The organism is Zwartia hollandica, from assembly GCF_019923725.1.
Lineage (GTDB): Bacteria > Pseudomonadota > Gammaproteobacteria > Burkholderiales > Burkholderiaceae_B > Zwartia > Zwartia hollandica.
Map to the genome: position 1 here is coordinate 294,513 of NZ_JAHXRI010000010.1, position 14,412 is coordinate 308,924.

A 14,412-nucleotide genomic window follows, 5' to 3' on the forward strand; every position below is an offset into this window, starting at 1 on the left:
TTCCTACTTAGAAAATTTCGCACGTAAGAAAGCGATAATGCCCGGCAAAATTGAGAGAAAGATAATGAACAGGATGACCAAGGTCAGATTGTCTCGGACAAAGGGAAGATTCCCAAACCAATAGCCGGCGACGGTCAGTGAGACGACCCAGATAAGGGCGCCCGTCACGTTAAAAAACACAAACTTTTTTGGATCGTACTTAGCGAAGCCTGCAACGAAAGGGGCCAGCGTGCGGGCAAAGGGAATAAAGCGGGCAATGATCACTGTTTGACCGCCATAGCGATCATAGAAACCTTGCGTGTAGGCCAGGTGCTTTGGATTGACTAAATTAGTCCGCTCAATCAGGGTGGCTCCAAACCAACGACCTACCGCATAATTCACTGCGTCGCCGACGATTGCCGCAGTTGTCAACAGCGCAATCAACAAATAGATATCCATCTTTCCCATCGCGCAAATCGCACCGGCGACAAACAATAAAGAGTCGCCTGGCAAAAATGGCATAAACACCAAACCAGTTTCGGCAAAGATAATTGCGACCAAAAGGACATAAATCCAAACACCATAGTTTTCAATGAACTGCAGCATTGTCTTATCAATGTGCAGCAGCAAATTTAGCAAACTGGTGAAGAGGTCCATATCTAAGTCCTAGGTGTGCGAATCGTGGCGTGGATTGTAGCGAAACCTCAAGTTACATCCACGATACGCCACCGAGTCTTGGGGATAAATCAAACTGCAGACACATCTAACTTGGCGGCCGTCTTAGATTTAATCTCGTCGACCGTGACCCCCGGTGCAAGCTCAAGCAACTTCAACCCGTTAGGTGTCACTTCCATGACGCCGAGGTCTGTAATCACCATATCAATCACACCAACGCCCGTCAGCGGCAAAGTGCATTTGGGTAGTAATTTCAGATCAACCGTACCGTCCTTTTTGTGCGCGACGTGCTCCATCAGCACAATCACTCGACCCACGCCCGCGACCAAGTCCATCGCGCCGCCCATACCCTTGACCATTTTGCCTGGAATCATCCAGTTCGCGAGGTCTCCTTGCTCAGAGACTTGCATCGCGCCAAGAATGGCTAGGTTGATTTTTCCGCCACGGATCATTGCAAACGAATCTGCTGAAGAAAAAATCGACGAACCGGGCAACGTTGTGACTGTTTGCTTTCCCGCGTTGATCAAGTCTGGATCGACTTCGTTCTCAAGCGGAAACTGGCCGATGCCGAGCAAGCCGTTTTCGGATTGCAACCATACTTCGATGCCCTTAGGTACGTGGTTAGCAACCAACGTCGGTAAGCCGATGCCGAGGTTTACGTAAAAGCCATCTTTGAGTTCGCGTGCTGCGCGCGCAGCCATCTCATCACGAGTCCATGCCATGATTTTTCTCCTTAGCTCGCTGCGCGAACAGTTCGTTGTTCGATGCGTTTCTCGGGTGTCGCATTAATTACAATGCGGTGCACGTAGATGCCTGGCAGATGAATATTTTCCGGCTCAAGCGTACCGTTTTCAACGATTTTCTCAACCTCGACGACCGTAATCTTCCCAGCCATCGCAACGGGGGGATTGAAGTTGCGCGCTGTTTTGCTAAAAATTAGATTGCCACTGCGGTCCGCGATATACGCTTTAACCAGCGAGACCTCAGGCACCAAGGCGCGCTCCATGATGTACTGCTCACCATCAAACTCGCGAATTTCTTTTCCGTCAGCCACAATGGTGCCCACACCGGTCTTTGTAAAAAAAGCAGGGATTCCAGCACCGCCCGCACGCAAGCGTTCGGCCAAGGTACCTTGAGGCGTGAATTCAAGCTCGAGTTCACCCGCCAAGTATTGACGCTCAAACTCTTTGTTTTCTCCGACATAGGAGGCCACCATGCGTCTTACTTGACGCGTCTGCAACAACATCCCCAGACCAAAGCCATCAACGCCCGCATTGTTACTGATGCATGTAAGATCTTTGGTCCCCAGATCACGCACTGCTTCAATTAGGGCTTCGGGGATTCCGCAGAGGCCAAAACCACCTACGGCGATGGTTTGACCATCTTTAAGAATCCCGGTGAGCGCCTCTTTGGCGCTTGGATATAGCTTGTTCATGCAAACCGCTCCTTGGTTATCGCTTAAACGAGATTATCGACGATTTATTGACCTTGCCAACGCCTGAAGGATCTCGGGCGGCCAGGGGTGGGATTTACCCGACTCAAAGTCCATCAGCACCATGACCGACTTACCTTGGGCGCACAACTCAAGCTCGTCGCCCTGAACGACCGACAAGTCGACCGCATGCTCCATACTGGACCGCCCAATATTCACCACCCGATGGCTCACGCGGATCGTGGCGGGATAAGTAATGGGCTTTTTAAAGTCACACGAACAATGCACCACCACGGGGTTGAGCCGCGCCGACTGAACCATCCCCCCCTCATAGAACATCCTGATTCGCCCCTCTTCCATATATCGGAAATAGTTCGCGTTGTTGAGGTGATTTAAGGGATCAGCATCTGCCCAACGCATGGGCACGTCCATATCAAAGATATCGCCAACAGCGAGGGTCGGTCCGTCTGAAACAGCCACGGGATTCTCCGCAAGAAATGCAAAAGGGTTGCTTCGGCTCTTTGCAAGACCAAGACAGTAAAAGTCCATCAGCCGTGCAATACAATCGAGCGATTGAACATCATACCTTCTAAGCAGGGAGACTCTTATGTCCGCACGTGAATCGATGGAATATGACGTTGTTGTGGTCGGCGGTGGGCCCGCCGGTCTAGCGACCGCCATCAAGCTCAAACAACTGGCTGCCGAGCGCGACCATGAGGTTTCGGTGTGTGTGCTGGAAAAAGGTAGCGAAATTGGCGCGCACATCTTGTCTGGCGCGATCATGGATCCAATCGCGCTGACTGAACTGATTCCTGACTGGAAAGAAAAAGGGGCTCCGCTCGACACAGCAGTGACTGAGGACGAATTTTTGTTTTTGTCCCCCACTGGCTCGCACAAAACACCGGAGTGGCTACTCCCTGAGTGCTTTCAGAATCACGGCAACTATATCGTTAGTCTTGGCAACGTAGCGCGGTGGTTAGGCGAGCAGGCCGAGGCGCTAGGCGTAGAGATCTTCCCTGGCTTTGCCGCAGCCGAAGTCTTGTACGACGACAACGGCGCGGTGCGCGGTGTCGCTACGGGCAACATGGGTGTTGGCCGCGACGGTCAGCCAACCGACCAGTTCCAACAAGGCATGGAGTTGCTTGCGAAGTACACCGTGTTTGCCGAAGGTGCGCGTGGACAGCTCGGTCGCGAACTCATCGCCAAATTCAAGCTTGACGAAGGTCGTGACCCACAGGCCTACGGCATTGGCATTAAAGAACTTTGGGAAATCGATCCGGCGAAATCCAAACCAGGGCTTGTTGTACATACCGCAGGCTGGCCGCTGGATTCCGACACCTACGGTGGCTCCTTTTTGTATCACTTGAACAACAACCAGGTCGCCGTGGGCATGGTGGTGGGCCTTGATTACGCCAACCCCTGGATCTCCCCCTTTGAAGAGTTCCAGCGCTACAAAACACACCCAGCGATTCGCGGTACGTTCGAAGGCGGTAAGCGTCTCGCCTACGGAGCCCGAGCCATCACCGCAGGGGGGCTGCTTTCCTTGCCTAAGCTGATTTTCCCGGGCGGTGCGCTGGTGGGTTGCGAAGCCGGCTTCCTGAATGCCTCTCGCATCAAAGGCAGCCACGCTGCGATCAAGTCTGGAATGATGGTCGCGCAAGCTGCTTTCGATGCACTGGTCGCAGAACGCAGCCACGACGAGCTACCCGCGTACCCAGCCGCCTTTGAGTCTTCATGGCTACACACTGAACTGAACAAAGCGCGCAACTTTAAACAGTGGTTTAAGAAGGGTCGCGCCGTCGGTACCGTCATGACTGGAATCGAGCAATGGTTGCTGAAGGGCAATATACCCTGGACCATCCATCGCACCAAACGCGATCACGAATGCCTGCAACCAGCAGATCAGTGTCCACGCATTGAGTACCCAAAGCCCGATGGTGTGTTGACTTTCGATCGCTTGAGCTCAGTGTTTATTTCTAATACCAACCACGAAGAAAATCAGCCGATTCATCTGACCCTAAAAGATGCCTCGGTGCCAGTCTCGGTAAACCTTGCAAAATACGGTGGTCCAGAGTCCCGCTACTGCCCTGCAGGCGTGTACGAATACATCAAGGATGATCAAGGTGCCGACAAGCTCCAGATCAACGCACAGAACTGCGTCCATTGCAAAACATGCGACATCAAAGACCCCACACAAAATATCGTCTGGGTCGCCCCCCAAGGTGGCGAAGGCCCGGTCTACACCGGCATGTAATTACGCTGTCATTTTCCACTGCGAGCAAACGCCATGAGCACACGACCACAAGCAGTTCCGACTAAACAAATCGACAATGAACGCGTGATTGTGACCGAATGGCGCTTCGCGCCAGGTGCCGAAACTGGCTGGCACACCCACGGACACGACTACGTGGTCGTGCCGATTGCAAACGGCCTATTGCACTTGGAAACACCCGAGGGCCTCAAAGAGTTTCCGCTCAAACTCGGGCAATCCTACACGCGCGGCGCTGGCGTACATCACAACGTCATCAACGCTAGCGCACACGAAGTCGCCTTCATCGAAATCGAAGTCCGCTAAAGCCGCCGTTACTGCGCAAGAGGAAAGCTGCCATGCTCGATCCACAAGCCAAAGCCCTGATTGATCTCGTTGCAGAAAAAGGGATTCCTCCGATGCATGCCTCGCCGCCTGTTGAGGCGCGGCAGTTTTATCGAGAGCGTCGTTTCTTTAGCCAGCCCGAACCACCTGAAGTCGCAGAAAGCAAAGACATTCAAGTCCCTGGGCCACTGGGTCCGATCCCGGTCCGCGTGATTCGTCCAATCGGCAGCAAAGCCGACGCGATCTTGCCCGCTCTGGTGTACTACCACGGTGGTGGTCACGTGATTGGCGATCTCGATACGCACGACACACTGTGTCGATCATTAGCAAATCTGGCTGGTTGCTCCGTGCTGTCGATTGACTATCGCATGGCCCCAGAACACGTGATGCCTGCCGCTTCCGATGATTGCGTCGCCGCCACCAAGTGGATACACAGCCACGCTGCAACCTTAAAGATTGACCCAAAGCGCATTGCGATTGGCGGGGATAGTGCAGGCGGGCACTTGGCTGCGGTGGTGGCCTTAACACTCAAACAAGACAACGGGTTTAAGCCAGTGCTACAGCTATTGCTGTATCCCGTTACCGACGCCAGCCAAGAGCGCGAATCGATGCGCACAAATGGCGAAGGCTACTTGCTGACACGCGAAACAATGGCTTACTTCTTTGGGCACTACATGCCTGAACAATGGATGCGTAAAGATTGGCGTGGCTCACCGATGCTGGCCAAAGACCACAGTGGCCTGCCGCCCGCCATGGTGATCACTGCGGGCTACGATCCCCTGCACGACGAAGGCCGAGACTACGCGGATAAACTATCCGCCGCGGGTGTGCCCACGCAGTACATCTGCTTTGCGAGACAAATCCACGGCTTTATCCCAATGGGACGCATCATCGACGAGGCCAACACCGCCGTCAAACTCTGCGCCCAAACCCTCAGGGATCACTTCTTAAACGCAACGACCTCTTGACGTTGTTCGCCCAGGCCTTCGATGCCTAGCGTCATGACGTCGCCAGCCTTGAGGTAACGTGGTTTGGGTTTAACACCCATACCCACGCCTGGAGGCGTACCAGTGGTGATAATGTCACCTGGCAATAGGGTCATAAACTCACTGACGTAGCTGACAATCGTCCGCACATCAAAAATCATGGTCTTGGTGGTGCCCGTCTGGAAACGTTTGCCGTTTACATCCAACCACATACCCAGTTTCTGTGGGTCTTTGATTTCATCAGCCGTTACCAGCCAAGGACCAACAGGGCCAAACGTGTCGCAACCCTTGCCCTTATCCCAAGTGCCGCCACGCTCGATCTGATATTCACGCTCTGACACATCGTTGATCAGGCAATAGCCAGCAACGTGCTTAAGTGCGTCTTTCTTCGTGACATATCGTGCTTTCTTGCCAATCACCACGCCGAGTTCAACTTCCCAATCGGATTTCTTTGAGCCTTTGGGCAACATCACCGGATCATTGGGGCCGCTCAGGCTGGTATCCGCTTTAAAGAAAATAATCGGTTCTTTCGGGCAAGGCATGCCAGCTTCTGCAGCGTGGTCAGAATAGTTCAGACCGATCGCTAAAAACTTGCCCACATCCGCAAGCGGGACACCGTAGCGCGGCTTGCCTTTGACCAAGGGCAACGTGCTCGTCTTGATTTTGGCAAGCTTGGCCAACGCTGCGCTAGACAGCTGTGCTGAAGTGATATCAGGCACGACGCCCGACAGATCACGCAACTTCCCTTCTTTATCGATCAGGCCGGGTTTTTCTTTACCTTTGGCGCCATAGCGTACGAGTTTCATTGCTTCTCCTTGGATGAAGCGCTGAATTTAACAGCTATCACGGCGTGTAATCAATATGTTGCGCGACCGCCAGAAATATCAAACGCGGCGCCCGTTGAGAAGCTGCACGCATCCGACGATAGCCACATTACCAAATGAGCGATTTCATCGACGCTACCGAAACGATTCATAGGAATCTTGGACAGCATGAAATCAATATGTTGTTGCGTCATCTGGTCAAACATGCCGGTGCGCACCGCAGCCGGCGTAATGCAGTTCACCGTGATGCCTGTCAGGGCAAGCTCTTTGCCTAAAGACTTGGTCAAGCCAATGACTGCGGCTTTCGAGGCACTATAGGCCGACGCATTAGGGTTGCCTTCTTTGCCTGCGACTGAGGCGATATTGACGATTCGCCCTATCCCCTTCCCTTGGCCAGCGAGCTTCATGACAGGGACCACGGCCTGACACGCAAGCAAGGTGCCGCGCACATTGATTGCAAATACACGATCCCACTCGCTAAGCGGATAGTCGACCACCGTCGCATTTGGGCCAGTGATTCCGGCGCTGTTGAGCAATATATCGATATGGGGGCAATAGTTTGTGGAAGAAGCGAGTGCCTGAGCAACCGATGCCGCATCAGATACATCAACCTGAACCGTGTGCACCTTTGAGCCATGCAAAGCCTGCGCGACCTGCAGCGCTTGCGGGTCACGATCCCAAATCGAAACGTGCGCACCTGCATTCACAAACTGCTGTACGCAGGCCTGGCCGATGCCCGCCGCGCCACCGGTCACCACGGCATGTTTACCGTTGAAGTCGTACCGTACTGTGTTTGTCATCGCATGGCCTCGTGATCAGAGATCTCGTGGATGATGACTACAAGTAGCGCCCGCCTGCACCGATCGCTACTGTGATCAAACCGAGAATTAAGTTAGTAAAAATAAGGGGCCGAATTTTGGCAAGCGCAAGCCCGCCTGTCGGCCAGTCTTTTGCGGCTACCGCAGATTTAAGCATACGGAAAGGGCCGCCGTAGATATACGCAAAAATCACCGTCATGACGACCGCGATTAACAACATCGTATGAACATACCACCCCAGCTTGCCGAAATTGCCTAAAAAGTGAATCAAACCAAAGCCAGAAATAAACAGCACAAGGATTGCACCCTTCACCCAGATAAAAAAACGACCAAAAACACCACTGATGAGGGTCAGGCGCTCTGGCGGCTGCAAAACGCTTGCCGCAGTCGGACGCAGTGCAGTGTGCGCAAAAAACATTCCACCGACCCAAACTAGGGCCGCTAACAAATGCAACACCACCAAAGAGGCCATCAACATTGCAATCTCCATACCGAAATTTACTGTGTCTTAGAAATCCACATGGATTCCAAAATGCAAGATGGCATAGAGTCTACCGCGCACGTCTCGTTCGCGTTTAAAAATCGGGCAAATCTTAGGGCTATTAAAAAAGGGCCCGAAGGCCCCTTTTTATCAAAGCAAAAAATTCGAGCTCGCTTAAACCGGTTTGGATAACTGATCAAGAATCGCGGGGTTTTCTAAAGTGGACACGTCCTGTGTGACCACCTCCCCCTTGGCGACCACGCGCAACAAGCGACGCATGATTTTTCCGGAGCGCGTCTTGGGTAGATTATCGCCAAAGCGAATCTCTTTAGGCTTGGCAATCGGACCAATCTCTTTAGCCACCCAGTCGCGCAACTGCTTGCCAATCGCGATGGCCTCGTCACCCTCAGGCCGACTGCGCTTGAGCACGACGAAAGCAACCACCGCTTCGCCTGTCGTTGCGTCTGGACGCCCTACTACTGCAGCCTCCGCAACCATCTCGTGCGCGACTAAGGCGGACTCGACTTCCATCGTGCCAAGACGATGGCCAGACACGTTCAGCACGTCATCAATGCGCCCCATGATCCAGAAACAACCGTCTTTGTCGCATTGCGCACCGTCACCCGCGAGATAGTAACCCCGCAACTCAGGGGGAAAGTAGCTCTTTTCGAAACGATCCGGATCGCCCCAAATGTTACGAATCATGGAAGGCCAAGGACGCTTAATTACTAAAAAGCCACCATGTCCTGCTTCGACATCGCCACCGAGTTCATCCACGATTGCTGCCGTAATGCCAGGCAGACGTGTCGTGCATGAGCCTGGCTTGAGTGGCGTCGCGCCAGGTAGCGGAGTAATCATGTGACCACCGGTTTCTGTTTGCCACCAGGTGTCAACGATCGGGCAACGGCCACCGCCCACATTGTTGTAGTACCACATCCAAGCCTCGGGATTAATAGGCTCACCCACCGAGCCGAGCAGTCGCAGGCTCGACATATCGTAGGACTTGGGGTGATGGGCATCGTTGGCGTCAGAGGCCTTGATCAACGAGCGAATCGCTGTCGGAGCGGTATAAAAAATTGAAACCTTGTGGTCCTGAATCATCTTCCAGAAGCGACCGGCGTCAGGATAGGTCGGAACACCTTCAAATACGACCTGTGTCAAGCCTGCAGCCAAGGGGCCGTAAGTGATGTAGGTGTGTCCTGTCACCCAGCCCACGTCGGCCGTACACCAGAAAACATCGCTCGCTTTGGCATCAAAAACCCACTGCATGGTGAGCTTGGCCCACAACAAGTAACCGCCTGAAGAATGCTGAACTCCTTTGGGCTTACCCGTCGAACCAGAGGTGTACAAAATGAATAAGGGATGTTCTGCATTGACGGGTACTGGCGCACAATCGGTAGCCTGTTTTTCCACCAAGTCGTGCATCCATACATCCCGCTTGGCATCCCAATTGACTTTGCCACCCGTACGCTTGTAGACGATGCTATGACGCACGGCTTCACAGCCGCCCATACCAAAAGCCTCGTCCACAGCAGGCTTAAGCGCAATGGCTTTACCACCGCGCATTTGCTCGTCTGCTGTAATCACCAAACTCGCACCCACATCCACGATGCGTTCATGCAAACTTTTAGCTGAGAACCCGCCAAACACCACAGAATGCGTGATGCCCAATCGTGCGCATGCCTGCATGGCAACAATTGCTTCAATCGACATCGGCAAGTAAATGATCGAACGGTCGCCAGCCTTGTAGCCAAGTGACTTCAAGCCATTGGCAAACTTGCACACGCGCTCATAGAGCTGTTGGTAAGTGACCTTGAGGACCTCGCCACTATCCGCTTCAAAGATAATCGCGACTTTATTGGCGTTACCATTCTTGAGGTTAGCATCCAGGCAATTGGCAGAGACGTTGAGCTCGCCATCACCAAACCACTCAAAAAATGGCGCACGCGACTCATCCAGCACTTTAGTAAAGGGTTTAGTCCACTGCAACTGCTCGCGCGCCATCCGTCCCCAAAAAGCATTGGGATCTCGGTCAGCTTCTTCGAGCAACGCCTGGTAGGCCGCCTGGCCTGACACATTGGCTTGTTTGACGAAGTCCTGGGGTGGTGGAAATACGCGTGTTTCAACCAGAACGGATTCAATTGAATTAGCCATGGAATGTTGTCTCCTCAGTAACCGGGATGGATGCCCGTTAGATAAAAAGTTTTACAACTTAAGTGCCGCAATGCCAGCTGTTGCTATTTGCGCGTCCTCGGAAGACTGCACTCCTGAGACACCGACCGCTCCAACTGTGTGGCCTTCGACAATAATTGGCACGCCGCCTTCCAACATGCCCTGAATAAGAGGCGCGGACAGAAACGACATACGTCCGTTGTTGATCACATCTTCGTACACCTTGGAGGGCCTAGCACCCATCGCGGCAGTATGTGCTTTGGCCGGTGCAATGTGGGCCGAGATCGTGTTGGCGCCATCAAGGCGTTGCAGGCCCAAAAGGTGTCCACCATCGTCCACCACGGCAATGGTTACAGCCCACTTATTAGCTTGCGCATGCGCTTTCGCTGTAGCCAAAATGAGAGAAACATCGGCGTCAGTCAACATAGGTTTAGTTTTCATAGCGAATCCTTAATTTGTTCGAGAGCACTCGGGTCTTCAATTGTGGTGAGGTCGCCTGGGTCGCGTCCCTCGCAAACTGCAACAATTGCCCGGCGAAGCACTTTACCAGAGCGCGTCTTTGGCAACGTGGTGACGAAGCGCACGCGTGCCGGTCTTGCGACAGGGCCAAGTTGCTCATCGACCACCTTCATGATTGCACCTTCCAGCTTCATACTGGCAGCAGCATCGACTAACTGACTGGGGTCTTTCAACACCGCAAAGCCAACCGCCACCTGCCCTTTGAGCTGATCGGCAATGCCAACCACCGCACACTCGGCTACCGCCGGATGGCTGTTAATAGACTCTTCAATCTCGCGCGTACCAAGCCGATGGCCGGCAACATTGATCACATCATCTGTACGACCCAGAATAAACCAATAGCCCTCGTCGTCGACCAAGCCCCAATCGAAGGTCGAATAAACCTGCCGGCCAGGAATGGAGGTGAAGTATGTTTCAACGAATCGTTTGTCGTCACCCCAGATCGTCGTCATTGCACCGGGCGGCAAGGGTGGCACAATCGCTACAACGCCCTTTTGATCCGGCCCGAGGTCCTGACCGGTTTGTTCGTCCAACACACGCACATCAAATCCATAGACGGGGAAGGATGGACTACCAAACTTGGTGGGAACAGGTGCAATACCAGGCTGCGCAGCTAAAATCGGCCAGCCCGTTTCCGTTTGCCAGTAATTATCGATAATCGGCTTGCCCAACCCTTCCGCAATCCATTGTGCAGTTGGCTCGTCGAGCGGCTCACCTGCCATGTAGAGCGCGCGAAGCGTCGACAGGTCATACTTTTTTAATAGCGCTGGATCTTGTTTCTTAAGCACTCGGATAGCCGTTGGTGCCGAGAACATCGTGTTGACTTTAAAGCGCTCGACGAGGCTCCACAGAATACCGCCGTCGGGGCGAACGGGCGTACCCTCGTACAGAATGGTCGTTTGCCCGGCAATCAGCGGGCCGTAAACGATATACGAGTGGCCGACCACCCAGCCGATATCACTGGTGCAGAGATAAGTATCGCCTGGCGCACCATTGAAGATACGCTTCATGGACGAGGCGAGCGCGACGGCATACCCACCCGTATCGCGTTGCACACCCTTGGGCTTACCCGTCGTTCCGGAGGTGTAAAGCACGTAACTTGGAGCCGACGACTCTAACCAAGTCACCGGGACGCTCGCACCCTCGTGCTTGGCACGCAGCGTGGCATAGTCCAGGTCACGGCCAGACACTGGCTCGTAGTCAAATAAACCACGATTCACCACAATGACATGCTCGGGGGGACGGGTCGACAGCGAAATAGCCTTGTCTAACAAAGGCTTATAGGGTGTGACCTTGCCCGCACGCGAACCCGCATCCGCACAAATAATAACTTTAGGTGAGGCATCATCAATACGCTGAGCCAGATTGACTGAGGCGAAGCCGCCAAACACAACCGAGTGGATCGCACCCAAACGCGCGCACGCAAGCATCGCAAAAACAGCCTCGGGCACCATGGGCATGTAAATGAGTACCCGATCTCCTTGCTTGACGCCTTGCTCGACCAACATGGCCGCGACCGCATTGACCTCTTGGTACAGCGCTCGGGTCGTGTACGTCACTTCCTGATCGACTTCCGTTGAAACCCAAACCAAAGCGGGCTCATCACCGCGCTTATCTAGCCAACGATCAACCGCGTTAAAGCATAAATTAGTGTGCCCGCCGACAAACCATTTCGCAAAAGGCGGCTTAGAAAAGTCTAAAACCTGCGAAAATGGACTCTCCCAGTGAATTTCTCGAGCCTCAGCCGCCCAGAAATTATCTCGATCATGAATCGAGGCTCTGTGAGTAGTTTGAATCGGGTTCATAGGGTCTCCGCAGCCGTTTTGTGCGATTAGGCACACTTTTTGTACTATGATTATGGCAAGTCAAGCTTGCACGAGGCTTGCCAAATTGTTTTTTTATTGGGTGCCATGTCAGTTTTTTTAGCCACCATTTCGCATTTCCGATCGTCTAGCCCTAGGTTGGGTTGGCTGGTCGCTTGCGCGCTGGCGTTGGCACTCACTGGTTGTGCCGACTCAAACAAACAGGCGGGTTCGGGTATTGGCGGCTACGCGCATGATTGGCGTAGTTCGACAGATCCGATCGGCGCCTTTTTGAATCGATACAGAAACGGCTCGGGTCTGATTATCGGTGATATCAATCACCCGTTGGCAGCGCAAGCCCTGACGCATCTGGGCATTCGCTACCGTTGGGGTGGTAAGTCACCGGAAACGGGTTTTGATTGCAGCGGCTTAGTTTTGTATTCGGCTCAACAATCCCTTGGTCTGAAGTTGCCGCCGCGTGCGGACGACATCGCTAAGTATGGTGACACGGTCAAGCGAGACGATTTGGCCGTCGGGGACTTAGTATTTTTTAACACGCTTGGAACGCGTTACTCCCACGTGGGCGTCTACCTTGGCCAAGATAAGTTTGTGCACTCACCCTCGCGGGGTGGCGTGGTCCGTATCGAAGACATGAATCTGCGCTACTGGACCATGCGCTACACCGGTGCTCGCCGGTTAAGCCCTGCCACCGAAGTCGCAACGCGCTAACCCGCACAACCCACATTGCTCTAGTGCCTGTTGCATCGCGCAAACAGAGCGCCTGCACGCCACGACCCTCACGCCAGACCGTTGTGCGGCATTCCTGAATGTTTTCATGACGTTATGACCCAGAAAATCTGTCAATAGGATCACCATTTGCGTGCCCGTAGGTAGCTGCAAGGTCTTCTTTTGATGGGAGGGGTCTCGCCCACTGATGTGGTGAGTGATAGCGATATTGTGGTCGCGTAACAGATTGGGGATATTGCCAAGCCGATCGGCCCCGACAATAACTGCGCTGATAGTTGGAATCATGTCTGCTCCTGTTTTGAAAAGGTACAGACCAAATGATAATGATTCTCATTTAAATAGCAAGCGTAATGATACCTATTCTCGTTTGTTCTCGACCAATTCACGGATGCGATCCGCATCAAGCTCAGGAGTCAGCATCGAAATAAAGGTGTAGACATAATCCCGCAAAAACACACCCGCCTTGAGCGCCACGCGTGTTGTCTGCTCGCCAAAGAGATGTCCCGCTGGAATGCAGACAAGGTTGGCATCACGGTGCGGCTCATAGGCCATCCCCGCGATAATCCCGATTCCCAACCCCACATCGACATAAGTCTTGATGACGTCAGCATCAATAGCCTCAAGAACGATATCTGGACGCAGGCCCTGTGCATCAAACGCTCGGTCCACCGAACCCCGCCCTGAGAATGCACGATCGTAGGTAATCAACGGATAACTGGCTAAGTGCTCAAGCGTCAGAGCAAAATTCTTTTTGGCCGACAAGGCGACAAGCGGATGCTCGGGTCTGACAACCACCGAGTGGGTCCAGCTGTAGCACGGCAAGGTTGCCAACCCTGGCGTGAGGGCGAGCGATTCGGTTGCGATGGCCAGATCGGCCTGTCCATTCAACACCATCTCGGCTAGCTGAGGTGGACTACCCTCTGCGAGGGAAAGGTGCACTTTGGGGAAATGTTGCCGAAAGGCTGGGATAATTTTCGGCAAGACATAGCGTGCCTGCGTGTGAGTGCAGGCAATCACTAGACTGCCCTCATCACGGCGGGCGTATTCGTCGCTCACTTTCTTAAGATTGTCGATCTCGCACATAATGCGCTCAACAACGGCAGCCACCGAACGACCGGGCTTGGTAAGGCCCTTGATGCGCTTGCCGTGACGCTCAAAAATCTGTACGCCAAGTTCATCCTCAAATTCGAGAATCGCTTTAGACACGCCAGGCTGAGAGGTAAACAGCGAGCGCGCGGCTTCGGTCAGATTAAAGTCGCGTCGTATGGTTTCACGGACAAAACGAAATTGCTGCAAATTCATGTGGTTTCTCCCATCACCACGATTATAAGTAATAAAGAAAATATTCTAAATAACAAATTTGTATAAACTTAACTCCTGAAAT

Annotated in this window: 16 protein-coding genes; 4 read left to right on the plus strand and 12 right to left on the minus strand. The window is 53.3% G+C overall.

The genetic code is table 11. The features are described from left to right. Positions 1-3 precede the first annotated feature (3 nt). The 4 genes from KZZ10_RS12095 to KZZ10_RS12110 all read right to left on the minus strand — a co-directional run bounded on the left by KZZ10_RS12095 (position 4) and on the right by KZZ10_RS12110 (position 2,566). Positions 4-636: a VTT domain-containing protein gene (locus KZZ10_RS12095; protein WP_259661784.1), complete on the minus strand. Its 633-nt coding sequence runs from the start codon at positions 634-636 to the stop codon at positions 4-6. A gap of 89 nt (positions 637-725) precedes the next feature. Continuing rightward, a complete protein-coding gene (locus KZZ10_RS12100) occupies positions 726-1,376 on the minus strand; it encodes a CoA transferase subunit B (RefSeq protein ID WP_259661785.1) in 651 nt (216 codons plus the stop codon). Positions 1,377-1,387: 11 nt separating this feature from the next. Beyond that, on the minus strand, positions 1,388-2,089 hold the full coding sequence (locus KZZ10_RS12105; protein ID WP_259661786.1) for a CoA transferase subunit A: 702 nt from the start codon (positions 2,087-2,089) through the stop codon (positions 1,388-1,390). 33 nt (positions 2,090-2,122) lie between these two features. Then, on the minus strand, positions 2,123-2,566 hold the full coding sequence (locus tag KZZ10_RS12110) for an acyl-CoA thioesterase (protein WP_259661787.1): 444 nt from the start codon (positions 2,564-2,566) through the stop codon (positions 2,123-2,125). A gap of 127 nt (positions 2,567-2,693) precedes the next feature. On the opposite strand from KZZ10_RS12110, the gene KZZ10_RS12115 reads away from it, so the two are divergent. From KZZ10_RS12115 to lipP1, 3 genes are read left to right on the plus strand one after another with little or no spacing between them, the layout of a single operon-like run. Then, on the plus strand, positions 2,694-4,340 hold the full coding sequence (locus KZZ10_RS12115) for an electron transfer flavoprotein-ubiquinone oxidoreductase (protein WP_259661788.1): 1,647 nt from the start codon (positions 2,694-2,696) through the stop codon (positions 4,338-4,340). Between the two features lie 33 nt (positions 4,341-4,373). Then, complete coding sequence (locus KZZ10_RS12120) at positions 4,374-4,661, plus strand: cupin domain-containing protein (RefSeq protein ID WP_259661789.1); 288 nt, start codon at positions 4,374-4,376, stop codon at positions 4,659-4,661. A gap of 32 nt (positions 4,662-4,693) precedes the next feature. Continuing rightward, positions 4,694-5,647: a LipP1 family hormone-sensitive lipase gene (lipP1, locus tag KZZ10_RS12125; protein ID WP_259661790.1), complete on the plus strand. Its 954-nt coding sequence runs from the start codon at positions 4,694-4,696 to the stop codon at positions 5,645-5,647. Here the strand turns inward: lipP1 and KZZ10_RS12130 are convergent. The 6 genes from KZZ10_RS12130 to KZZ10_RS12155 all read right to left on the minus strand — a co-directional run bounded on the left by KZZ10_RS12130 (position 5,620) and on the right by KZZ10_RS12155 (position 12,284). Beyond that, positions 5,620-6,471: a fumarylacetoacetate hydrolase family protein gene (locus KZZ10_RS12130; protein ID WP_259661791.1), complete on the minus strand. Its 852-nt coding sequence runs from the start codon at positions 6,469-6,471 to the stop codon at positions 5,620-5,622. The two genes, lipP1 and KZZ10_RS12130, sit on opposite strands and share 28 nt — an antisense overlap. A 50-nt stretch (positions 6,472-6,521) precedes the next feature. Further along, positions 6,522-7,289 (minus strand): SDR family NAD(P)-dependent oxidoreductase, encoded by a 768-nt coding sequence (locus KZZ10_RS12135; protein ID WP_259661792.1) that lies wholly within the window; start codon positions 7,287-7,289, stop codon positions 6,522-6,524. Between the two features lie 37 nt (positions 7,290-7,326). Next, positions 7,327-7,785: a CopD family protein gene (locus KZZ10_RS12140; protein ID WP_259661793.1), complete on the minus strand. Its 459-nt coding sequence runs from the start codon at positions 7,783-7,785 to the stop codon at positions 7,327-7,329. Positions 7,786-7,962: 177 nt separating this feature from the next. Further along, entirely contained in the window at positions 7,963-9,942 is a 1,980-nt protein-coding gene (acs, locus tag KZZ10_RS12145; protein WP_259661794.1) for an acetate--CoA ligase, read from the minus strand. Between the two features lie 51 nt (positions 9,943-9,993). Then, positions 9,994-10,401, minus strand: coding sequence for a GlcG/HbpS family heme-binding protein (locus tag KZZ10_RS12150; RefSeq protein ID WP_259661795.1), 408 nt, complete (start codon positions 10,399-10,401; stop codon positions 9,994-9,996). After that, a complete protein-coding gene (locus tag KZZ10_RS12155; protein WP_259661796.1) occupies positions 10,398-12,284 on the minus strand; it encodes a propionate--CoA ligase in 1,887 nt (628 codons plus the stop codon). Before KZZ10_RS12155 ends, KZZ10_RS12150 begins: the two co-directional genes overlap by 4 nt. A 105-nt stretch (positions 12,285-12,389) precedes the next feature. Here KZZ10_RS12155 and KZZ10_RS12160 point away from each other — a divergent pair, with 105 nt between their 5' ends. After that, complete coding sequence (locus KZZ10_RS12160; RefSeq protein ID WP_259661797.1) at positions 12,390-13,010, plus strand: C40 family peptidase; 621 nt, start codon at positions 12,390-12,392, stop codon at positions 13,008-13,010. Here KZZ10_RS12160 and KZZ10_RS12165 read toward each other — a convergent pair. Both KZZ10_RS12165 and KZZ10_RS12170 read right to left on the minus strand, forming a co-directional pair. Then, positions 12,978-13,313: a DUF2325 domain-containing protein gene (locus tag KZZ10_RS12165; protein WP_259661798.1), complete on the minus strand. Its 336-nt coding sequence runs from the start codon at positions 13,311-13,313 to the stop codon at positions 12,978-12,980. The genes KZZ10_RS12160 and KZZ10_RS12165 overlap by 33 nt on opposite strands. 72 nt (positions 13,314-13,385) lie before the next feature. Further along, positions 13,386-14,330: a CysB family HTH-type transcriptional regulator gene (locus KZZ10_RS12170; protein ID WP_259661799.1), complete on the minus strand. Its 945-nt coding sequence runs from the start codon at positions 14,328-14,330 to the stop codon at positions 13,386-13,388. Positions 14,331-14,412 lie beyond the last annotated feature (82 nt).

Coding starts and splice junctions, on each gene's coding strand:
- KZZ10_RS12095 (WP_259661784.1), bottom strand. CDS start 636: ATGGACCTCTTCACCAGTTTGCTAAATTTGCTGCTGCACATTGATAAG.
- KZZ10_RS12100 (WP_259661785.1), bottom strand. CDS start 1,376: ATGGCATGGACTCGTGATGAGATGGCTGCGCGCGCAGCACGCGAACTC.
- KZZ10_RS12105 (WP_259661786.1), bottom strand. CDS start 2,089: ATGAACAAGCTATATCCAAGCGCCAAAGAGGCGCTCACCGGGATTCTT.
- KZZ10_RS12115 (WP_259661788.1), top strand. CDS start 2,694: ATGTCCGCACGTGAATCGATGGAATATGACGTTGTTGTGGTCGGCGGT.
- KZZ10_RS12120 (WP_259661789.1), top strand. CDS start 4,374: ATGAGCACACGACCACAAGCAGTTCCGACTAAACAAATCGACAATGAA.
- lipP1 (WP_259661790.1), top strand. CDS start 4,694: ATGCTCGATCCACAAGCCAAAGCCCTGATTGATCTCGTTGCAGAAAAA.
- KZZ10_RS12130 (WP_259661791.1), bottom strand. CDS start 6,471: ATGAAACTCGTACGCTATGGCGCCAAAGGTAAAGAAAAACCCGGCCTG.
- KZZ10_RS12135 (WP_259661792.1), bottom strand. CDS start 7,289: ATGACAAACACAGTACGGTACGACTTCAACGGTAAACATGCCGTGGTG.
- KZZ10_RS12140 (WP_259661793.1), bottom strand. CDS start 7,785: ATGTTGATGGCCTCTTTGGTGGTGTTGCATTTGTTAGCGGCCCTAGTT.
- acs (WP_259661794.1), bottom strand. CDS start 9,942: ATGGCTAATTCAATTGAATCCGTTCTGGTTGAAACACGCGTATTTCCA.
- KZZ10_RS12150 (WP_259661795.1), bottom strand. CDS start 10,401: ATGAAAACTAAACCTATGTTGACTGACGCCGATGTTTCTCTCATTTTG.
- KZZ10_RS12155 (WP_259661796.1), bottom strand. CDS start 12,284: ATGAACCCGATTCAAACTACTCACAGAGCCTCGATTCATGATCGAGAT.
- KZZ10_RS12160 (WP_259661797.1), top strand. CDS start 12,390: ATGTCAGTTTTTTTAGCCACCATTTCGCATTTCCGATCGTCTAGCCCT.
- KZZ10_RS12165 (WP_259661798.1), bottom strand. CDS start 13,313: ATGATTCCAACTATCAGCGCAGTTATTGTCGGGGCCGATCGGCTTGGC.
- KZZ10_RS12170 (WP_259661799.1), bottom strand. CDS start 14,330: ATGAATTTGCAGCAATTTCGTTTTGTCCGTGAAACCATACGACGCGAC.